This is a genomic window from Lentzea waywayandensis, from assembly GCF_900115955.1.
Lineage (GTDB): Bacteria > Actinomycetota > Actinomycetes > Mycobacteriales > Pseudonocardiaceae > Lentzea > Lentzea waywayandensis.
In genome coordinates this window covers 994,897-1,015,834 of record NZ_FOYL01000002.1, presented here as the reverse complement: position 1 = coordinate 1,015,834, position 20,938 = coordinate 994,897, and the positions used below count along the sequence as shown (strand labels likewise).

Below are 20,938 nucleotides of genomic sequence, written 5' to 3'. Positions count from 1 at the left end.
CAAATGCGTTCCAGAAAGCCCCTTGCCCTCTTCGCCGCCGCGGCACTCGCGCTGGCAGGGTGCAGCGGTGGCGGCGGTGACGCCTCCACCGAAGGTCCCGTCACGCTCACCTGGTGGCACAACCGGACCACCGAGCCCATGAAGTCGAAGTGGCAGCAGATCGCCGACGACTTCCACAAGACCCACCCGAACACCTCGTTCACGATCGAACCGCTGCAGAACGAGCAGTTCCAGACCAAGGTGCCCCTTGCCCTGCAGGGCAACACCCCGCCGGACCTCTTCCAGCAGTGGGGTGGCGGAGCGCTCGCCGACCAGCTGAAGTCCGGCAAGATCGCCGACATCACGCAGGCCTCGTCGGGCTGGATCGGCCCGCTGGCCAAGAACGCCGACGGCTGGAAGGTCGGCGGCAAGCAGTACGGTGCGCCGTACCTGATGCACGCGGTCGGGTTCTGGTACCGCAAGGACATCTTCGCCACCGCGGGAATCACCGCGACACCGACCACTGTGGACGAACTGAACGCGGCGGTCACGAAGCTGAAGACCGCGGGCGTCGTGCCGATCGCGCTCGGCGGCAAGGACCGCTGGCCCGACGCGTTCTACTGGGCCTACTTCGCGGTGCGCCAGTGCTCGGTCGACACGCTGAAGAAGGCGGTCGAGAAGACCGAGCTCACCGACCCGTGCTTCCTCAAGGCGGGCGAGAACCTCAAGAGTTTCCTGGACACGAAACCGTTCCAGGACGGGTTCGTCGGGACGCCCGCTCAGCAGGGTGCGGGCAGCTCGGCGGGCCTGGTGGCCAATGGCAAGGCGGCCATGGAGCTGCAGGGCGACTGGAACCCGGACGTCATGCAGGCGCTCACCGAGGACAAGGAGATCGGCTCGAAGATCGGCTGGTTCCCGTTCCCCAGCGTGCCGGGTGGGCAGGGCGATCCGAGCGTGCTGCTCGGCGGTGGTGACGGGTTCTCCTGCACCACTCGCGCGGCCAAGGCGTGCGCGGAGTTCCTCGGGCACCTCGTCGGCGACGACGTGCAGAAGATCCTCGCCGAGACCAACTCCGGTCTGCCGGTGACCCCTGCCGGGGTGGCCGCGCTCAAGAGCGAGCCGCACAAGACGATCGCCGCGGCCATGACCAAGGCGTCGCACGTCCAGTTCTACTTCGACACCGCGTTCCCGACCAAGGTCGGTCAGGCCCTCAACGACACCATCGCGAACTTCTTCGCGGGCCAGGGCGGACCCGACACCATCGTGAAATCGGTGAGCGAAGCAGCAGCCGGGAACAAATGATGAGTGCCGCGATCACCACGCGGCCGCCGACCGCCCCCGTGCCGCACGCGCCAGCGGCCGGGGGCACCCGGCGGCGGTCCCGACTCCGCCCCCGCCTCGAACTCGCGTTCCTGCTGACCCCGGCTTTGCTGCTGTTCATCGGGTTCGTCCTGATCCCGATCGGCGTCGCCGGGTACTACAGCCTCTACTCGTGGAACGGCTTCGGCCCGCTCACGGACTTCGTGGGGCTCGACAACTACGTCGACGCCTTCTCCGGTGACGTCTTCCAGGGCGCCATCGGGCACAACCTGATCATCGCCGTGCTGTCCGTCGTCGTGCAGCTGCCGTTGAGCATCGGACTCGCGTTGCTGCTCAACCGGAAGCTGCGCGGCCGGACGTTCCTGCGGATGGTGGTGTTCGCGCCGTACGTGCTGTCCGAGGCGGTGACCGCGGTGATCTGGCTGCTCATGTTGCAGCCGGGAGGGTTCGTCGACGAGATCCTGCGCGGTGTGGGCCTGGGCGGTCTCGTGCAGCTGTGGCTCGCCGACCAGTCGCTCGTGCTCTACACGCTCTTCGTGGTGATCACGTGGAAGTACATCGGGTTCGGCGTGATCCTGCTGCTGGCCGGACTGCAGGGCGTGCCGGCCGAGTTGCGGGAGGCCGCCGCGCTCGACGGCGCCAGTGCCTGGCAGACCACCCGGCACGTCGTGCTCCCGTTGCTGGGACCGACGATCAGGATCTGGATCTTCCTGTCCGTGATCGGGTCGCTGCAGCTGTTCGACCTGGTCTGGATCATGACTTTGGGCGGACCGGCCAACGCGTCCACGACGATGGCGACCTACCTGGTCGACCACGGTTTCAAGCGGTACGAGTTCGGGTTCGGCAGCGCGGTCGCGGTGATCCTGTTCATCATCTGCTTCGTGTTCGCGTTGTTCTACCAGCGGTTCGCGCTGCGTCGCGACACCGCCGGCGCGTTGACGGGAGCTCGCTGACATGGCACGTCGCAACACCGTCGGCTACCTCGCCGCGTTCGCCGTCATCGGCATGACGGTGGTTCCACTGCTTTTCGTGGTGCTGGGCGGTTTCCGCACCACCGCACAGATCAACTCGTCACCGGCCGGTCTGCCCGGTCCGTTCGTCTGGGACAACTACTTCGAAGTGGCGACCTCCGTGCAGTTCTGGCGGCTGCTCGGCAACAGCGCGCTGATCGCGGTGATCGCGACGACGCTGGCGGTCGTGCTCGGGTCGATGGCGGCGTTCGCGTTGTCCCGGTACGCGTTCAAGGGGCGCGAGGCGTTCTACACGTTGTTCACGCTCGGGTTGCTGTTCCCGCTCGGCGTGGCGACGTTGCCGCTGTACCTGTGGCTGCGCGAGCTGAACCTGCTGGAGAACCCACTCGGTGTCGCGATCCCGGAGGCGGCGTTCTCGCTGCCGGTGACGATCGTGATCCTGCGGCCGTTCATGCACGCGATCCCCGGTGAGCTGGAGGACGCCGCGCTGCTCGACGGCGCGGCCAAACTCGGCTTCTTCTGGCGGATCCTGCTGCCCCTGTCGCGGCCCGCGCTGATCACGGTGTCGGTGCTCGCGTTCGTCACCAGCTGGAACTTCTACCTGCTGCCGTTGCTGGTGTTCAACGACTCCACGAACTTCACGCTGCCGCTCGGCGTGGCGATGTTCCAGTCCGAGCACACCCAGGACACCGCGAAAGTCCTCGCCTTCACCGCGTTGTCCATGATCCCCGCGCTCACGTTCTTCGTGCTCGCCGAACGCCGCATGGTCGGGGGACTCACCGGTTCAGTGAAGGGCTGACTCACAAGGGAGTGATTCATGCGAACCCGATTAGCGGCCGGCATCGCCGTTCTGGTGGTGCTGTCCCAGACAGTTCCCGCCTCGGCGGCGGGGCCGTTGAAGAGCGTCACGAACAGGTACGTGGGCAGTGCGGTGGCCGTCCAGCACCTGAACGCGGAAGCGGACTACAAGAGCGTTCTGACGCGGGAGTTCGACAGCGTCACGCCCGAGAACGAGATGAAGTGGGGCGTCGTCGAAGCCGTCCGCGGCCAGTACGACTGGTCCGGGGCGGACGCGATCGTCGCCTACGCCAAGAAGACCGGCAAATCCGTGCGCGGGCACACGCTGGTCTGGCACAGTCAGCTGCCCGACTGGGTGGGCGGGCTGGAGGCGGCGGAGCTGCGGGCCGTGGTCAAGGACCACATCAGGACCGAGGCAGGCCGGTACCGCGGCAAGATCCGCGCGTGGGACGTCGTCAACGAGGCGTTCAACGAGGACGGCACGCGCAGGCAGACGGTGTTCCAGGAGAAGCTCGGTGACCGCTACATCGCCGACGCGTTCCGCTGGGCCCACGCGGCGGACCCGAAGGCCAAGCTCTACATCAACGACTACAACATCGAGGGACTCAACCCCAAGAGCGACGCGACCTTCGAACTGGTGAAGTCGTTGAAGCGGCAGGGCGTGCCGATCCACGGCGTCGGCATCCAGGGACACCTCTCGCTGATGTACGGCTTCCCATCGGGCATGAAGGAGAACATCGCCCGGTTCGCCGCGCTCGGCCTGGACGTCGCGATCACCGAGGCCGACGTGCGGATCCCGTTGCCCGTCACGCCCGAGAAGCTGGACGCGCAGGCGAGCTACTTCGGCCAGGTCTGGGACGCCTGTCACGCGGTGCGGCGGTGCGTCGAGTTCACCACCTGGGGCTTCACCGACCGCCACTCGTGGGTGCCCGACGTGTTCCCCGGAGAGGGCGCGGCCTGCCTGTTCGACGAGAACCTGAGGCCGAAGCCCGCGTACGCCAGGCTCAACCCGTAGCAGGAGTGTCCACTTGACACAGTTCGAGAACCCGGTCCTGCCCGGCTCGCACCCCGATCCGTCGGTGTGCCGGGCGGGATCGGACTACTACCTCGTCACCTCGACCTTCGAGTACTTCCCCGGCCTGCCGATCTACCACAGCAGAGACCTGGTGCACTGGCGGCTGCTCGGGCACGTGCTGGACAGGCCGTCCCAGCTGCCGCTTCAGGGCGTCCGGGCCTCCGGTGGCCTGTACGCGCCGACGATCCGGCACCACGAAGGCGTGTTCTACGTGGTGTGCACGCTGGTCGACGGCGCGGCGAAGAGCGGCAACTTCGTCGTGACGGCACCCGATCCGGCCGGGGAGTGGTCGGAGCCCCGGTGGTTGCCGGAGGCGGACGGGTTCGACCCGTCGCTGTTCTTCGACGACACGGGCCGCGCGTGGTGGACGGCGACCCGCGAGGTGCCCGGCGGCCGGCCCGGTCAGACCGAGGTCTGGTTGAGGGAGTTCGACCCGGCCGGGTTCGAGCTCATCGGCGAGGAACACGTGCTGTGGAGCGGCTCGCTGCGCGACTCCGTGTGGCTCGAGGCACCTCATCTATACAAAGTGGACGGTAAGTACGTGTTGCTGTGCGCGGAGGGTGGCACCGACTTCGAGCACTCGGTGGTCGTGGCGACGGCGGACGACATCACCGGGCCGTATCGCGGTTCGCCGCTCAACCCGGTGCTGACCCACCGCCACCTCGGCCGGGACCACCCGATCGCGGCCGTCGGGCACGCCGACCTGGTGCGCACGCAGGAAGATCAGTGGTTCGCGGTGCTGCTCGCGACCCGGCCGTACGGCGGCTACTACTACAACCTCGGCCGCGAGACGTTCCTCGTGCCGGTGTCCTGGGAGGCGGGCGGTCCGGTGTTCAGCCCGGGAACCGGTCGCGTCGAGACCCGCTACGACGTCCCCGCACTGCCCGCGCACCCGTGGCCGGAAGACGACCCGACCGACGACTTCGACGCACCGGTGCTCGATCCCGCCTGGATGTTCCTGCGCACACCGGACGAGGTGTTCTGGTCGCTGACCGATCGGCCCGGCCACCTCCGGCTGAGGGTGCGCCCGGAGTCGATCACCGACCTGGCCTCGCCGAGCCTCGTCCTGCGCCGCCAGCAGCACCAGGACTTCCACGCCTCGTGCGAGCTGGAGTTCGCGCCGGCGCACCCGGCCGACGCCGCGGGACTGGTGCTGCTCCAGAACAACGACCACCACGTCCGGCTCCTGCTCGGTGCCGACCGCGAGGTCGCCCTCGTTCGCCGCGCAGGTGGACGCGACGAACTGCTGGCCACGACGCAACTGCCCGGCGGCCCGGTGCGGCTGGGCTTCGAGGCGGCCGGGCAGGAGTACCGGGCGCTGGTCGCCGCCGGCGCCGGGCAGTGGCGGGAGGTGGGCGAGCCGTTCGACGGGCGGGTGCTCAGCACGCAGGCGGCGGGCGGGTTCACCGGTGTCCACATCGGACTGTACGCGAACGGTCCCGGTGGGACCTGGGCCGACTTCGGCAGCTTCACCTACCGGCGCCTGGACGGCTGACCGGTCACCGGCGCGCCGCGACCGCCTGTTGCAGCAGGGTCAACGCCTGTTTGGCCACGACGTTGAACATGCCCATTGTGGTGTCGCGCTCGCCGAGCACCACCAGCAGCGTGTCGGCGTCGACCCCGAACACGCCGACCTGCCCGGAGTCGCCCTCGAAGAACACCGCTCGCGGGCTGCCGACTCGGGCCTGCGAGGTGAACTGGGTCGCGAGACCCGCTGCCGCCGAGGCCATCGCGGCGACGCCGTCGTCCTCGATTCCGCGCGTGACTCCGCACAGCACCAGGCCGTCCCGCGTCGCGACCAGCACGCCGTTGATCGCCACGGAGTCGATGCTGCCGTGGATCTCCTCCAGCGCCTCGGTCATCAGCTTCGCGACGGCACTCGACGGCACGTGCCGCTCCGGCGCGGGAGGTGCCTCCGACAACGGACCACGCCGGCGCAGGGGCAGTGCGCCGGGCGTGTGGGTGGACATCTCGCTCACACCGTGAGGTCGGCTTCGATGGCCTTGAGGCTGTGCCTGGCCAGCGCGAGGTTGGCGCGCTCCCGGTCCAGCACGAGGTAGAGGAACAGCTTCGAGTCGCTCCGCTTTCCGGTCGTGAGCAGGCGGATCAGGTGGTACTGGCGGTGCAGGGTGATGAGGATGTCCTCGATCTCGTCGTTCAGCTTGAGCGCGGAGATCACCCGCTGCTTGGCCCGCACGACCTCGGTGTTGCCGGCCGCGGCCACCTCCAGGTTCAGCCAGTCGCCACCACCGATCGAGCCCAGTGACATGCCGCTGTCGTAGTCGACGAGCGCGGCTCCCACGGCACCGGTGATCGTCATTGCTTCTTTGAGCGCTGTGTCGATGTTCATGCGACTGCTTCTCCTCGTACGCGACCGGTCACGCGCGGCGACGATCTGCCGGAATCTCACCGAAATTCGCTGGCAGACCGCGTGATCGACTCACCCTACGTCGCCGCGGCGGGGCGAGGGACAGGCCCGTTCGGAGCAACGTGCGAAGTGCACAGTCCGTTCAGGACCGAACGGAAACGGTCCCGCGACGGCGTTGTTCGACGACTGTTCGACTCGAACGGAGTCGAAATGATCCTTTTCCGCGATCAGCACGTACCCCGTGACATGAGCCTCTACAAAGGACGTTCTCTCGCGGTGAAGCTCACCGCGGGTCTGCTCGGCCTGACCGCCTTGGGCGCGCTCGCGGTCGCCGTCTCGAGCGGTGGCGAGGTGTCCGCCCTGGCCGACGGCGCCGACAAGTCCCAGTTCGTCGACATCACGAAGGTGAAGCCGAACGTCCAGAGACCCAGACCGGGGAAGGGGGCGACGACCGGCACGTTCACCGTGAACTGCGGCCGCAACGAGAACGGGCACTTCAACCCGGACAACTTCATCGCGCAGCCGGGTGTCCGCAACGGCGCGCAGCACCTGCACGACTACGTCGGCAACCTGTCCACCGACGCCGACTCGACCGACGGCTCGCTGGAGCGGGCGGGAACCACCTGCCGCAACGGGGACAGGTCGGCCTACTTCTGGCCGGTGGTGCGGATCAACGACGGCGACGAGGACGAAGCCAAGACGGTGAACTGCCCCGACGTCGCGAGCAAGCTGCCCAAGGTCCCCGACCAGGCGAAGGCCGAGGTAGACCGGAACCTGGCTCTGCTCAAGACGCAGATCGACGAGGCGAACACCCGCCTGGCCAAGAACGAGAACCCCCGCGATCCCAACTTCAACCAGAACGCGATCGTGGGACCGTTGAAGGACAAGCGGGTCGCCACCATCGACCGCATGGCCATCGCGATCGGCCGCAACGCGGAGCGCCCGCAGGGCCTCGACAAGCTGGCGCCGTGCAAGCTCGAGGGCGGCGGCGGCGAGAACGAGCTTCCCGGCAACGAGGGCGACATCCAGCGCCCGGAGACCGTGGACCTGACCTTCCGCGGTTCCCCCGCCGGCAAGGTCGTGGCGATGCCCAAGTTCCTGCGCGTCCTGTACGGCGACGCCAAGGTCACGGCCAACGGCACGAAGAACGCCCGCGACTCGTGGACCTGCACCGGCTTCGAGGACAAGGTGCTGATCAACAAGTACCCGGTCTGCCCGAAGGGCTCCAAGGTCAAGCGCGTCCACGACTTCCCGAGCTGCTGGGACGGCAGGAACACCGACTCGAAGAACCACCGCGACCACATCGTCTTCCCCGACCCGGGCACCGGCAAGTGCAAGGACGGCTTCAAGGCCGTTCCCCAGCTGCGGATCTCCTTGACCTACAACATTCCCCGCGAGGTCCAGCAGCAGGGGCGGTACGCCGTCGACTCCTTCCCGGAGGAGAAGCACAACCCCTTCTCCGACCACGACGACTTCGCCAACGTCATGTCCCAGCAGATCATGAGCAGGCTCGTCGACTGCGTGAACACCGGGAGGAAGTGCCGGGAGTGAGCCACCGGGACGTCAGGCGAGTGAACAGGCGTGCCCGTTGAGGGTGAAGGCACGAGGCGTGGTGCTGGTCCCCGACGCGGTGAAGCCCAGCAGCAACGACTCTCCCGCCGGGATCGCGACGTTGTACGGCACGGCGGTGGCGGAGACGTCCCTGCCCGTCTGCTTCGGCGTCGCGTTCCACATCTCGGACACCGTCTGCCCGCCGGCGAACGTCCACTGCAGCGTCCAGCCGTTGATCTCCGCGGCACCGGTGTTGCGGAGGGTGACGTCGGTGCGGAACCCGCCGGGCCAGGCGTGGGTGACGACGTAGGCGACCGAACAACCGGTCACCGGCTTCGGCGCCTGCGGGGCGGCGGGCGTGGACGCGGCCGGTGCGGTGGGAGCGGGTGGCGCGGTGGCGCTGGGAGCGACGCAGGGCGGCCCCCACTGCCCGAGTCGCTTGGCGGTCGCGGACGCCTCCGCCTCCCGCATCGCGCGGTCGTCCGGATTCTCGTTGCGCGCCATGCCCATCTCGACGGCGAGCAGCGCGTAGTCGGTGCCGTCCGTCAGGCGCAGCGACACCACGGGTTCGCCGTCCGGTGTCCGTTCGACGGGCTTCTCGAGCAGCATCGTCTTCGCGAACGTCGTGGACGCCTCGGTCCAGCACGCGGCCGGCGCGGCGAGTCCCTTGACGCGCACCTCCTCACCGTCGGAGAGCCGCACGGTCCGGACGTCCACGACGGTCTGGACGGTCGCGGAGTACGCGGTCTTGAGCGGAGGCTCGATGATCGAGGGGAACGCGGGCGGCGTCGAGGTGACGACAGGGGGCGCCGGCTCCCCGCCGCAGCCGGCGACGCCGATCAGCAGGACCACGGCGATCGCCGGCCACCTGCCAGGTCTGGCTCCTGGAGCGGTCCGCGCGTCGCCTCGTGCTCGTGTCATTTTTCCTCTGCCGGGATGCGGCGAACACCAGGAGGAGTACGCCCGAACGGTCGATGTGATCCCGGGAGGTTACGACCTTTCGGAGGAACGCGGAAGATCTTTCGCGTCAATGAGAAGTGTTCTTCGACGCTTTCGAGTCGAATATCGTCGAATGCGCGCCGTGCGGGAAAATGGTGAACAACGTTGCCTGCTTTTCTCGGCTACCGCGGGGGCTCAGCGGGAGGCGGTACTGCCGCGATCGGTGAGCAGCGGCTGGAGGAGACGGACCTCCGGCGCGAGTTCACGGCCCAGGCGGGCCATCACCATCTCGACGGCGATCGCGCCCAGTTCCTGTGCGGGGACGGCGATCGAGGTGAGCGGGACGGGCAGGGTCTCCGCGACGTCGCCGGGGCACAGCGTGATCACCGACAGGTCGCCGGGGACGTCCAGCGACCGGCGCCGCAGTTCGAGCAGCAACGTGCCGAGGATCGCCTCGTTGTGCACCACCAGTCCGGTGGTGCCGCGGTCCGGGTGCAGCACGTCGTCCAGGCACTCGGACACCGCGTCGAAGCCGGCCGCGCACGAGTGGACCGAGGCGGGCAGACCGCGTTTGGCGGTCTCGCCCTGGAATCCGGCCAGCAGTCGTGCGGCGTAGCTCGTGCCGCGTTCGTAGACCGAGGGAGGCGAGCCGATCAGCGCGATCGAGCGGTGACCGCGATCCGCCAGATGGCCCGCCATCTGCCTTCCCGCAGTGGCGAAGTCGAGGTCGACACAGCTCAGACCCTCGTGGTCGTCGGGCATGCCCAGCAGGACCACCGGCGCGTCGACGTCACGCAGTTCCGGCACGCGCGGATCCGCGCTCTCGACGTCCATCACGATGATCGCGTCCGCCATGGACCGCGCGATGACGCGGTGGGCCTCGCCGGGGCCCGCCTCCTTGGTCAGCAGCAGCACGTCGTAGTCGTGGTCACGGGCGCGCGCCACGATCGACGACACGAACCGCATGATGATCGGCATGTTCTGGTCGGAGTGCAGCGGCACGACCAGGCCGACCACGCGCGACCGGTTCGACGCGAGCGCCCGCGCCCCGGCGTTCGGGTGGTAGCCGAGGGTCACGATGCTCTGCTCGACGCGGCGCTTGGTCTCCTCGGAGATGCTGCGCTTGCCGCTCAGCACGTACGAGACCGTGCTCATCGAGACGCCGGCGTGGTGGGCGACCTCCTTGATCGTGATCATGCCCGTCCTTCGGGTCGCGCCGGTTCGTCGCGAGCATCGTAGTTCGTGGGACCGGTGTGGTCGAACAGCTGTCGAACGCCGGCGCGACAACGGTCGAACTCGTCGAACAGGTGCACTGCGCTTGACGTGCGGGTTTCGCCTGTGTCACATTCTGAAACCACGTTCGAAGCGCTTCGATTCAATTCTGTCCGGGCGCTCCGGGACCGGAGGTGTCGGCGTGGTCACCATTGTGGACGTGGCGAGGCACGCGGGTGTCGCGCCCAGCACGGTCTCCTACGTGCTGACCGGCAAACGCCCGGTTTCGGCCGAAACCCGAATGCGGGTGGGGGAGAGCATTCGGCTGCTCGGCTACCAGCCGCACGCGGGGGCGCGGGCGCTCGCCGGCAGCCGGACGAACGTCCTGGCCCTCGTTCTGCCGCTGCGGGAGGGCGTGCACCTGCCGGTGGTGATGCGGTTCGCCTCCTCGGTCGTCACCACCGCCCGCGAGCACGACATGGACGTGCTGCTGGTGACCGCGGACGAGGGCGCCGCCGGACTCCGCCGAGTCGCCGGCACCGCCAGGGTGGACGGGTTCCTGGTGATGGACGTGGAGCTGGACGACGAGCGCGTGCCGGTGCTGCGCGAGCTCGGCCGCCCGGCCGTCCTGCTCGGGCATCCCGCCGTGGCGAACGGCCTGACCTGCGTCGATCTGGACTTCGAGGCGGCCGGCGCGCGGTGCGTCGACCATCTCGTCGAGCTCGGGCACCGCACCATCGGCTTCCTCGGGGCGCCGGGAGCGGTCTACGCGCGCAACACGGGATTCGCGCGGCGCACGCTCGCGGGTTTCAGCGCCGCGGCCATGCGGCGCGGTGTCGCGTCGACCGCCCTGCCCGCCGAGCGGCACCGTGACGCCGTGCGCGCGGTGGTCGGGACGCTGCTCAGAGAGCTGGCGCGGATGACCGCGCTGGTCGTGCACAACGAGGCGGTGCTGGGCCTGGTCGTGGAGTGCCTGCGTGCCGAGGGGCGCCGCGTGCCGGAGGACGTCGCCGTGGTCGCGATCTGCCCGGACGAACTGGCCGAACAGCTGCGGCTGACCTCGGTGCGGCTGCCCGCCGACGTGCTGGGGCGGCGCGCGGTCGAACTGCTGATGGCCAAGCTGGGCGGGCAGCACCCTCCGGCGCTCACGTTGCTGCCGCCGAAACTGTTCAGCCGGACGGGGTGAGGCGTGAATCGGATTCGCCGCGCACCTGTCCGTGAATCCTCGTCGAATTTTTTCGCTCGGGTGTGTTCGATGATTTCGATGTTAGGTTGAATTCAGCGAATCGCTTCGGCTTCTCGGGCGGCGCGAATTCCGTTCAATGGTGTGCGGAAGGGAAAATCGAAGATGAAGATCGTGCGTGCATTTGTTGTCGTGCTGGCGGCCGCCCTGACGGTCTCCCTGGTCGCCGGCACCGCGTCCGCCGCGACCTGGAGTTCCTCGGACAGGTGGGGAACGTGGTCGAACGGCGGCTACACGGTCCGCAACAACATCTGGGGCAACGGGTACGGGCCGCAGACGGTCTGGGCCAACTCCTACAGCAACTGGGGCGTCTGGGCGAACCACCCCAACACCGGCGGGATCAAGGCCTACCCGCACTCCGAACGGCAGGTGAACCGGCGGCTGGGCTCTCTCGGGAGCCTGTCGAGCAGCTTCAACGTGTCCTATCCGAACTCCGGCGCCTACACGACCGCCTACGACATCTGGGCCGGCAACAACGCCTACGAGATCATGCTGTGGATGAACAAGGTCGGCCCCGTCGGCCCGATCGGGGCGCGCGAGACGACGGTGTCGGTGGGCGGCCACACCTGGGACGTCCACCGCGGTTCGAACGGCGCGAACCAGGTGTTCTCGTTCGTCCGCACGTCCAACACCGGGTCCGGCACGGTCAACATCAAGGCGGTCATGGACTGGATCCGCAACCGCGGCTGGTTCGGTGACGTCACGGTCGGCTCGGTCCAGTTCGGCTACGAGATCACGTCGTCCAGTGGCGGTCTCAACTTCACCACCAACAGCTACTCCGTCTCCTTCGGCTGACACCGGACAGAGGGATCACGGCGTCAGAGCCCGGTCGCGCAGCCACTCCAGCTGCGTGACCGGGTTGGACCCGTGCCCGCCACCGTGGTCGGCGAACGGCCACACGGTCATGGTCCGGTCCCCGCCCGCGTAGTGGTTGAACGCGGCGTACACAGTGGACGGTGGGCAGATCGGGTCCATCAGCCCGACGCTGAACAACGCCGGCGCCGTCGCCCGTTGCGCGAAGCAGACACCGTCGAAGTAGGACAGCGTGGTGAAGGCAGGCTCCACCCGGTGCCTGCTGTGCCAGCGCAGGTACTCCGCGATCTCGACGTACGGGCCCTCGCCGGCCATCTCGGCCCCCCGCCGGAAGTGGCACAGGAACGGCACGTCCGGCAGCGCGGCCGCGACGCGGTCCCGCGCCAGCCCGGCGACGGCGATGGTCAGCCCTCCGCCCTGGCTGCCGCCCGCGACGACCACCCGCTCCGGGTCCAGCCCAGGCAGGTGCGGGACCGCGTCCACCGCGCGGACGCAGTCGGTGACGAGCCGCCGGTAGTAGTAGTCGTCCGGTGAGTCGATGCCGCGGGTCATGAAGCCCTTGGCCCACTGGGTGCCCCCGCCCGCCACGCGGTCCGGGGTGTCGTGGCCCTGACCGCGGCTGTCGACCACGAGCTGGGCGTACCCGGCGGCGGACCACAGCAGGTGCTCGGTGGGCAGGCCCCGGCCGCAGCTGTAGCCGAGGTACGTGACGACGACGGGCAGCGGGCCGTCGCTGTCGCGCGGGCGCAGCAGCCAGGCGGCCACCGGGTCACCGCCGAAGCCGGGGAAGCGGACGTCGGCGACCTCGACGGTGCGCAGCAGGTGCCGGTCGGTGACCCGCTCGGCCTCCACCGGGCCGCCGGCCGCGCGTGCCTCGGTGAGGGTCCGCTCCCAGAACGCGTCGAAGTCCGGTGGTGCCTGCACGTCCGGGCGGTAGACGACGAGTTCGTCGAGTGGGGCGTCCGTCAGCGGCATCGAGGCTCCTTCAGGCGGGTCGGCGTGCGGATCTCATTCTGCGGTGGAGAAGCGGAAGGACGTGAGCCGGAAGGAACCGTGCAGGACCACTCGCAGGTCGTGGACCCCCGTCACCGCCGAAGGCAGCGCCGCCGAGACGGTCGTCCACTCGTAACGGCCGCCGGTGGCCGGCACCGGGAGCTCCGCCAGCACCCCCTCGTCCGTCCTGAACTCCAGTCGTGCCAAGGGGTTCTCCGCGGAGACCTCCGCCTCGACGCGGAGCGCGCCGGACAGGTCGGTCCGCCCGAACCACAGGGTGGCCGGTCGATCGGCGTCGGTGGCGGTGACCGCGTCACCGGTCACGCGCGTGGCGTCGACGAGGGTCACGTTGTCGTGGTCGTCGAAGTCGGCGGCGAAGAGACGGCGGACGCCCGCGCGAGGCGACGGAGCCGGTCCTGCCACCGTGAGCGGGGCGGTGAGCACGACGTCCCCGGCCGACCGGGCGACGAGAACCTCGTAGGCGCCGGGATCCACCGCGAACGCACCGGTCGCGACGTCCCAGTGGGCGAGCCGGTCCACGGGCAGCCGGAAGGACAGGACCCGGCTCTCACCGGGAGCCAGCGTGACCTTGCGGAAGTCGGCGAGCCGCAGCAGCGGGGCCTCGTACCGCGCGTGCAGCGCGCGGACGTAGAGCTGGACGACGTCGCTTCCGTGCCTGGCTCCGGTGTTGGCCAGCGTCACCGAGAGGTCGATCGCGCTGTCCGGGCTGGCGGTGTTCGACGACAGGATCAGGTCGCGGTGGGCGAAACCGGTGTAGGAGAGGCCGTGGCCGAAGGGGTACAGCGGCGTGGCGCGGTGGTACTGGTAGGTCCAGCCGGCCTTGATGATGTCGTAGTCGAGCGGGTGCGGCAGCGCGTCGTCGCCGCGGTACCAGGTCTGCGGCAGCCGTCCGGCGGGTTCGGCCTCGCCGAGCAGGACGGCGGCCAGCGCCCGGCCCGTCTCCTGCCCGCCGTGCGACGTCCACACCACGGCGGGCACGTGCTCGTCCGCCCAGTCCAGGGCGTACGGGTAGCTGCTCATCACGACCAGAGCCGTGTCCGGCCGGACTCCCGCGACCGCGCGCAGCAGCGCGTCCTGGGCGGCCGGGAGCGCGATTCCCGCGCGGTCCTCGGTCTCCCGTCCGTGGATCAGCGGGTGGTTGCCGAGGACCACCACCGCGACGTCGGCCGACAGCGCGGCGGCCAGTGCCTCCGCGGTGCCGTCGCGCAGGACCTCGCGCTCCCAGCGTTCGGCGGCGTCGGCGGTCTGGGCGGTGACGGTCACCCTGCCGTCGACGGGATCGACGACGGCGTACCGGCCCGTGAGCACGTTCTGCAGCAACACCGAGTCTTCGGCGGGCACGAGGCGGAACGTCTCGCGGACCTCCCAGCTCTTGATCAGCTCCTGGTCGGCGGCCAGCGAGGTGTCCTGGAGGCTCAGGTAGCGCCCGGACTCCGCCGACCGCAGCGTCAGCACGCCGTCGCCCCAGTCGACGACGTCGAACGGCGTCTTGCCCAGCAGCTCGCCGCTGGTGCGCGAGCGCAGCGCGATCCGGTCCGAGCCGTCCGCGACGACCACCTCGCCGCCTTCGCCCAGCACGGCCTGGAGTCCACTCGCGACGGTCACCTGGTACGGAAGCGTGCCGCTGTACCAGTCCTCGCACACCATGTCGGCGAGCGGGCCGATCACGGCGATCCGCGACGTGCTGCCCGCGTCGAGCGGGAGCAGTCCTTCGTTGCGCAGCAGCACGACCGACTCGGTCGCGGACCGCAGCGCGAGGGCGCGGTGCTCGGCGCAGCCGATGACCTCGGGGCCGATGGTGGCGTACGGGTCGAGATCGGGGTCGAACTCGCCGAGGCGGAAGCGGATCTCCAGCTGCCGGCGCACGGCGCGGTCCACGTCCTCCTCGTCGATCAGGCCGCGCTCCAGCGCCTCGCGGAGCCTGCCGATCGGCACGGCGCTGTCCTCGCCGTGGTCGGTGAAGCTGTCGATGCCCGCCCTGAGCGCGGCGGCGTGGGACTCGGCGTGGTCGTCGAAGTAGTGCTCCGGGTCCACCAGGTTGGACGGCGCCTCCGCGTCGCTGACCACGAACAGCTCGTGTCCGGTCGGCTCGGCCCAGCGGCGCAGTTCCGTCCCGATGAGCGGTGTCACGTGGCACGGGCGGCCGTTGACCAGGTTGTAGCCGGCCATGGCGCCGGTGGCGGCGCCCGAGGCGACCACGGGGCGGAAGGCCGCGAGGTCGTACTCCTGGAGCACGCGCGGGCGCAGGCCGGAGGAGGTGACGCAGCGGTCGTCCTCGTTGTTGTAGGCCAGGAAGTGCTTGAGCACCGGGGCCGCGCGCAGGAACCGGTGGTGCTCGCCCGCGAGACCGTGGCAGAACGCCGTGCCGATCCGCGCGGTGTGCACCGGGTCCTCGGAGTAGCCCTCCTCGTTGCGGCCCCAGCGGGGGTCGCGCAGCAGGTTCAGCACCGGAGCCCATGCCTGAAGGCTGTTCCTGCCCGTGCCGACGGCGGCCGGGCGGTGGTAGTGGAACGCCCTCAGCTCGACCGAGGTGGCTTCGGCGACGCGGCGCACCAGCTCCTCGTCCCAGGTCGCGCCCAGCCCGACCGCCTGGGGGAACACGGTGGCGGAGCCCAGCCACGCGACGCCGTGCAGCGCCTCCGACCCGGTGCGGAACGCGGCCACACCGAGGCGGGGCACGGCCGGTGAGTACTGGTGCAGCATCGCGATCCGCTCGTCGAGCGTGAGCCGCGCCAGAAGATCGTCGATGCGCTTGCGCGTCGACAGCGCGGAGTCGCGAAAAGGCAGCCGATCGACGGCGGGCACGAACTCGGAAACCACGTGGTGACCCCTCAGCTCAGAGCTAGCGTTGAAGCGTTTCGACGTTGTCACGCAGAGGTTTCTGCTGTCAACGGTCTTGTCTGATGCGACCTGCGTCACTAACCTCCCCGGCATCTGTTTAAGCGCTTCGACACTTCAACGATGAAGGATCGGTTCCGCCATGGGCAACGAGTTGAACCGCAGAAGCTTCCTGAACGCCGCCGTCTCCGCGGCAGGGCTCGTCGCGATGGGGCCACTGCTGTCCGCCTGCGGAAGTGGCCCGGCGCAGCGGGCCGGAGTGGGCTCGGAGGCCGCGCTCAAGGCCGTGTTACCGGCCTACGTGCCGAACACGTCGATCAAACCGGACATCCCGTCCGTCCTGGGCGGCCCCGACGTGATGACGAACCCCGGCTTCCTCAGCTACCCGGCGAACCGGGTCGCCACGGTGTCCGGTGTGCCGGGCAGGGGCGGGAAGTACTCGGCGGTCACGCCGCTGTGGGGGACCATCCCGCCCGCCGACAACGCGTTCTACTCGGCCATGAACAAGGCTCTGGGCGTCCAGCTGGAGATGAAGCCGGCGGACGGCAACACCTACAACACCATCATCCCGACGATGACCGCCTCGAAGCGGTTGCCGGACTGGATCCAGCTGCCGGCCTGGTGGAACTCCCAGATGAACGTCGGCGGGCTGGTGGGGAACCAGCTCGCGGACCTGACGCCCCACCTGTCCGGCGACAACATCAAGAAGTACCCCAACCTCGCGGCCATCCCGACCTCCGCGTGGCGGACCGGTGCCTGGGGCGAGAAGCTCTACGGAATCCCCTCGTTCGCCACCGGTTTCCAGATCGCGGGCACCCTCTACTACCGCCGCGACCTCTTCGACGCCAAGGGAATTACCGCGGACCAGGTGAAGTCCGCCGACGACCTGATGAGGCTCGGCAAGGAGCTGACCGACGCCAAGAGCGGCGTGTGGGCGTTCGACGACGTCTACCGCTACCTCTACACCTCCTTCGGCGCGCCGCTGAAGTGGCGGGTGGACAACGGGAAGCTGGTCCACCTGTTCGAGACCGAGGAGTTCTACGCGGCGCTCGACTGGAACAACCGGCTCGCCGCCGCGGGCTACGTGCACCCCGACGCGCTGGCGGGCGACAACGCCAACGGCAACACGCGGTTCTACGGCGGGAAGACGCTGATCTCCAGTGGCGGCACGGGGGCGTGGAACCTCGCCGACCTCCAGTCCGGCAGGGCCGCCGACCCGAACTACCGCCGCGGGGCGTTCAACGTCATCGCCGCCGACGGCAAGAGCACGCCGCGCGTCTACATGGGCGCGGGCGCCGACATCATGAGTTACCTCAACATCAACCTGAAGCCGGAACAGATCGAGGAGTGCCTGGCCGTCGCGAACTACCTCGCCGCGCCGTTCGGCTCCGCCGAGTTCACGATGGTCAACTTCGGCGTCGAGGGCACCCACTTCACCACGGTCGACGGCGTGCCGACGGCCACCGAGGCCGGTAAGAAGGAGGTCCAGGCGCAGACCTACCCGTTCCTGGCCGCGCCGGCCGCCGCGACCAACAGCCCCGGCGCGCCGCAGGTCACCAAGGACTACCTCGCCTGGCAGGCCGCCAACGTGAAGGCGCTGGCCAAGCCGGTCTTCTGGAACATGAACATCAGCATGCCCCAGGCGCAGGCCACGGCGGACGCCGCACAGCAGGTCGAGGACGCGATCAAGGACTGCATCCACGGCAAGAAGACGGTGGCCTCGGTGAAGGACGCCGTGGCGAGCTGGAAGACCAGTGGTGGCGGGGACAAGCTCATCCAGTGGACGAACGACAACGTCCTGCAGAAGCACGGCACCGGGCAGTGACCACGGCGACTCCGACGCGGCCGGACCGCGCAGCGCGACCGGTGCGGCTGAACTGGCGGGTGAGGCTGCGCCGCGACCGTTCGCTGATCCTGATGACGCTGCCCGCGGTCGTCCTGCTGCTGGTCTTCAACTACGTCCCGCTGTTCGGGCTCGTCACCGCGTTCCAGGAGTACGACCCGCTGGCCGGGATCTGGTACAGCACGTGGGCGGGTCTCGACCAGTTCCAGCGGCTGTTCGGTGACGCGCTGTTCTGGAACGCGGTGCAGAACACGCTGTACCTGAGCTTCGTCCAGCTGGTCCTGTTCTTCCCGGTCCCGATCGCGCTGGCCCTGCTGCTCAACTCGGTTCTGTCGCAACGGGTGCGCAACTTCATCCAGTCGGTCGTCTACCTGCCGCACTTCTTCTCGTGGGTGCTGGCCATCACGATCTTCCAGCAGATGCTCGGCGGTGCGGGAGCGCTCAACCACTTCCTGCGCAACAACGACATCGGTACCTGGGACGTCATGACGAACCCGGACACCTTCGCGCTGCTGGTCTCCGCCCAGGTGATCTGGAAGGAGGCCGGCTGGGGGATCATCGTCTTCCTGGCCGCGCTCGCCGCCGTCAACACCGACCTCTACGAGGCCGCGGCGGCGGACGGTGCCGGTCGGTGGCGGCGGCTGTGGCACATCACCCTGCCCGGCCTGCGCGGCGTCATCGTGCTGATGCTGGTGCTGCGCCTGGGAAACGCGCTGACCGTCGGCTTCGAGCAGTTCCTGATCCAGCGCGACGCCGTGGGCTACGACACGGCCGACGTGCTGGACACCTTCTCGTTCTACTACGGCATCGCGACCGGCGACTACAGCTACGGCGCGGCGGCGGGTCTGTTCAAGAGCGTGATCTCGCTGCTGCTCATCTGGGGTGCGAACAAGCTGGCGCACGCCTTCGGCGAAGACGGGTTGTACCGGAGATGACCGACATGCTCACGATCGAACGCACCCTCGAGGCTGCGGAAACTGCTGCGCCGCAAGCGGTTCGCAAGAAGAAGCGGAACACCCGGCCGGCGTGGGAGGAACCGCCGACGATCGCCGGCGAGACCGCCAAGGGCATCACCCTCGGCGGCGTGCTGCTGGTGATGCTGGTGCCGTTGTGGATCATCGTGGTGACCAGCCTGTCCACCCAGGGCGCGGTCAACCGCGCCGGTGGTCTCGTGATCTGGCCCGACGGACTGACCTTCGAGGCCTACCGGGTGATGCTGGAGGACACCACGGTGCGCACCGCGCTGCTGGTGAGTCTCGGCATCACCGCGGCCGGCACCGCCGTGTCGATGGCGGTCTCGGTCATGTGCGCCTACGGCCTGTCCCGCTCCCGGTCGTTCGCACACCGCTTCCTGCTCACCCTGTTGATCGTCACGATGTTCGTCAACGGCGGCCTGATCCCCACCTTCCTGGTCGTCACCGGGCTGGGCGGCTACGGCCAGTGGTGGTCGCTGATCCTGCCGAGCGCGATCTCCGTCTTCAACATCCTGATCCTGCGGTCGTTCTACTCCAGCACCTCGGCCGACCTGATCGAGGCGGCGCGGATCGACGGCGCGGGGGACTGGCGGATCCTGTGGTCCATCGTGCTGCCGACCTCGCGCGCGGTGACCGCGGTGATGGCGCTCTTCTACGGTGTCGGCTACTGGAACTCGTTCTTCAACGTCATGTTGTACATGCCGACGGACAGCGAGAAGTGGCCGCTGCAGTACGTGCTCTACACGTACGTCAACCGGGGCAACGGCATGCCGGGCTCGGTCAACTCGGGCTTCGGCACGGCGTTCTCCCAGACCGCGCCCCTGTCGCTGCAGATGGCCGTGGTGGTGCTGACGCTCGTGCCGTTGCTCATCGTTTATCCGTTCGTGCAGAAGCACTTCCGCACGGGCGTCCTGACCGGCGCGATCAAGGGCTGAACATCCATGGTGACCATTGCCGACGTGGCCAGGCATGCGGGCGTGTCGTCCAGCACGGTGAGCTACGTGCTCAGCGGCAAGCGCGCGATCTCCGAGGAGACCCGCCGCCGGGTGCGCAGCTCCGTGCGGGAGCTCGGGTACCACCCCAACGCCGGTGCGCGGGCGTTGGCCGCGCGGCGGTCGCACATCATCGCGTTGATGGTGCCGTTGCGGACCGACGTCTACGTCCCGGTCATGATGGAGATCGCGATCTCGGTGACCACGGCGGCCCGTCAGCACGGCTACGACGTCCTGCTGATCACCAACGACGAGGGGCCGGACGGGGTCCGCAGGATCGCCGCCAGCGGTCTGGCGGACGGCCTGATCCTGATGGACGTCGAGCTGGACGACGAACGGATCCCGGTGCTGCGCGCGCAGGGCACCCAGGCCACGCTCATCGGGCTGGCCGACGACGCGCGCGGACTGTCCTGTGTGGACCACGACTTCGTGGCGGCCGGGGCGTTGTGCGCGGACCACCTCGCCGATCTCGGTCACCGCGAGATCGCGTTCATCGGCTACGGGTCCGGGGTCTACCACCGGCACGCCGGGTACGCCGAACGCACGCTCGCCGGGTTCCGCGACCGGGCGGGGCAGCGTGGTCTGCGCTTCCTGCACCGGACCTGCGAGGGCACCTACGAGAGCACCGCGGGCACGCTCGCCCGCGTGCTCGCGGATCGTCCCGGCACCACCGGGTTCGTGGTGCAGAACGAGGGCGCGATCGGCCCGTTGCTCACCCTGCTGCGCACCGGCGGGCGGACCGTCCCCGAGGACGTCTCGGTGATCGCGTTGTGCCAGGACCAGCTCGCCGAGCAGTTCGCGCCGAGGCTCACGGCGGTGACCGGGTCCGCGCAGGAGCTCGGCCGGGTCGCCGTGGAGCAGATCGTCGGCAGGCTCGCCGCGGCGAGCGAGGGCGGCCGTCCGGACGACGACCGGGCTCTGCTCACCCCGACCCTGACCGTGCGCGAGAGCACGGGACCCGCGCCACTGCTTCCCTGACCTTCTCCGCACTCATCCAGGAACGTGAGG

At 69.1% G+C, this 20,938-nt stretch carries 18 protein-coding genes; 12 read left to right on the top strand and 6 right to left on the bottom strand.

Annotated elements, in window-relative coordinates:
- Positions 1-3: 3 nt before the first annotated feature.
- Genes BM417_RS09365 through BM417_RS09345 form a run of 5 tightly spaced genes read left to right on the top strand, consistent with a single transcriptional unit; the run spans position 4 to position 5,638 of the window.
- Positions 4-1,281: an extracellular solute-binding protein gene (locus tag BM417_RS09365; protein ID WP_093590045.1), complete on the top strand. Its 1,278-nt coding sequence runs from the start codon at positions 4-6 to the stop codon at positions 1,279-1,281.
- Complete coding sequence (locus tag BM417_RS09360) at positions 1,281-2,252, top strand: carbohydrate ABC transporter permease (protein WP_093590042.1); 972 nt, start codon at positions 1,281-1,283, stop codon at positions 2,250-2,252. Before BM417_RS09365 ends, BM417_RS09360 begins: the two co-directional genes overlap by 1 nt.
- A 1-nt stretch (position 2,253) precedes the next feature.
- Complete coding sequence (locus tag BM417_RS09355) at positions 2,254-3,069, top strand: carbohydrate ABC transporter permease (protein ID WP_093590039.1); 816 nt, start codon at positions 2,254-2,256, stop codon at positions 3,067-3,069.
- Between the two features lie 18 nt (positions 3,070-3,087).
- Complete coding sequence (locus BM417_RS09350) at positions 3,088-4,083, top strand: endo-1,4-beta-xylanase (RefSeq protein WP_093590036.1); 996 nt, start codon at positions 3,088-3,090, stop codon at positions 4,081-4,083.
- 13 nt (positions 4,084-4,096) lie between these two features.
- Positions 4,097-5,638 carry a glycoside hydrolase family 43 protein gene (locus BM417_RS09345; RefSeq protein ID WP_093590033.1) on the top strand — a complete coding sequence of 514 codons (1,542 nt, stop codon included), beginning with the start codon at positions 4,097-4,099 and terminating at the stop codon, positions 5,636-5,638.
- A 4-nt stretch (positions 5,639-5,642) separates the two neighbouring features.
- Here the strand turns inward: BM417_RS09345 and BM417_RS09340 are convergent, their stop codons facing one another.
- Complete coding sequence (locus BM417_RS09340; protein WP_093591041.1) at positions 5,643-6,113, bottom strand: roadblock/LC7 domain-containing protein; 471 nt, start codon at positions 6,111-6,113, stop codon at positions 5,643-5,645.
- Between the two features lie 5 nt (positions 6,114-6,118).
- Complete coding sequence (locus tag BM417_RS09335) at positions 6,119-6,493, bottom strand: hypothetical protein (RefSeq protein WP_093590030.1); 375 nt, start codon at positions 6,491-6,493, stop codon at positions 6,119-6,121.
- Between the two features lie 264 nt (positions 6,494-6,757).
- Between BM417_RS09335 and BM417_RS09330 the strand changes: the two genes are divergently transcribed.
- Entirely contained in the window at positions 6,758-8,062 is a 1,305-nt protein-coding gene (locus tag BM417_RS09330; RefSeq protein ID WP_093590027.1) for a DUF1996 domain-containing protein, read from the top strand.
- 12 nt (positions 8,063-8,074) lie between these two features.
- Here the strand turns inward: BM417_RS09330 and BM417_RS09325 are convergent, their stop codons facing one another.
- Entirely contained in the window at positions 8,075-8,983 is a 909-nt protein-coding gene (locus BM417_RS09325) for a cellulose binding domain-containing protein (RefSeq protein WP_093590024.1), read from the bottom strand.
- Positions 8,984-9,196: 213 nt separating this feature from the next.
- Positions 9,197-10,198, bottom strand: a complete 1,002-nt coding sequence (locus BM417_RS09320; RefSeq protein ID WP_093590022.1) for a LacI family DNA-binding transcriptional regulator — start codon at positions 10,196-10,198, stop codon at positions 9,197-9,199.
- Positions 10,199-10,415: 217 nt separating this feature from the next.
- Between BM417_RS09320 and BM417_RS09315 the strand changes: the two genes are divergently transcribed.
- Positions 10,416-11,399 carry a LacI family DNA-binding transcriptional regulator gene (locus tag BM417_RS09315; RefSeq protein WP_093590019.1) on the top strand — a complete coding sequence of 328 codons (984 nt, stop codon included), beginning with the start codon at positions 10,416-10,418 and terminating at the stop codon, positions 11,397-11,399.
- A gap of 162 nt (positions 11,400-11,561) precedes the next feature.
- A complete protein-coding gene (locus BM417_RS09310) occupies positions 11,562-12,251 on the top strand; it encodes a glycoside hydrolase family 12 protein (RefSeq protein ID WP_093590016.1) in 690 nt (229 codons plus the stop codon).
- A 15-nt stretch (positions 12,252-12,266) separates the two neighbouring features.
- On the opposite strand, the gene BM417_RS09305 is transcribed toward BM417_RS09310, so the two are convergent.
- Both BM417_RS09305 and BM417_RS09300 read right to left on the bottom strand, forming a co-directional pair.
- Entirely contained in the window at positions 12,267-13,244 is a 978-nt protein-coding gene (locus tag BM417_RS09305) for an acetylxylan esterase (RefSeq protein WP_093590013.1), read from the bottom strand.
- A gap of 33 nt (positions 13,245-13,277) precedes the next feature.
- The gene (locus BM417_RS09300) at positions 13,278-16,103 is read right to left on the bottom strand and encodes a glycoside hydrolase family 3 protein (protein ID WP_218164407.1); all 2,826 of its coding nucleotides are present in this window, start codon (positions 16,101-16,103) and stop codon (positions 13,278-13,280) included.
- A 160-nt stretch (positions 16,104-16,263) separates the two neighbouring features.
- Between BM417_RS09300 and BM417_RS09295 the strand changes: the two genes are divergently transcribed.
- From BM417_RS09295 to BM417_RS09280, 4 genes are read left to right on the top strand one after another with little or no spacing between them, the layout of a single operon-like run.
- Positions 16,264-17,946, top strand: coding sequence for a type 2 periplasmic-binding domain-containing protein (locus BM417_RS09295; RefSeq protein ID WP_093590007.1), 1,683 nt, complete (start codon positions 16,264-16,266; stop codon positions 17,944-17,946).
- On the top strand, positions 17,943-18,899 hold the full coding sequence (locus BM417_RS09290; protein ID WP_245821801.1) for an ABC transporter permease: 957 nt from the start codon (positions 17,943-17,945) through the stop codon (positions 18,897-18,899). The genes BM417_RS09295 and BM417_RS09290 overlap by 4 nt, the downstream gene beginning before the upstream one ends.
- Positions 18,900-18,904: 5 nt before the next feature.
- Positions 18,905-19,873 (top strand): carbohydrate ABC transporter permease, encoded by a 969-nt coding sequence (locus BM417_RS09285; protein ID WP_093591035.1) that lies wholly within the window; start codon positions 18,905-18,907, stop codon positions 19,871-19,873.
- Between the two features lie 6 nt (positions 19,874-19,879).
- A complete protein-coding gene (locus tag BM417_RS09280) occupies positions 19,880-20,908 on the top strand; it encodes a LacI family DNA-binding transcriptional regulator (protein ID WP_093590004.1) in 1,029 nt (342 codons plus the stop codon).
- Positions 20,909-20,938 lie beyond the last annotated feature (30 nt).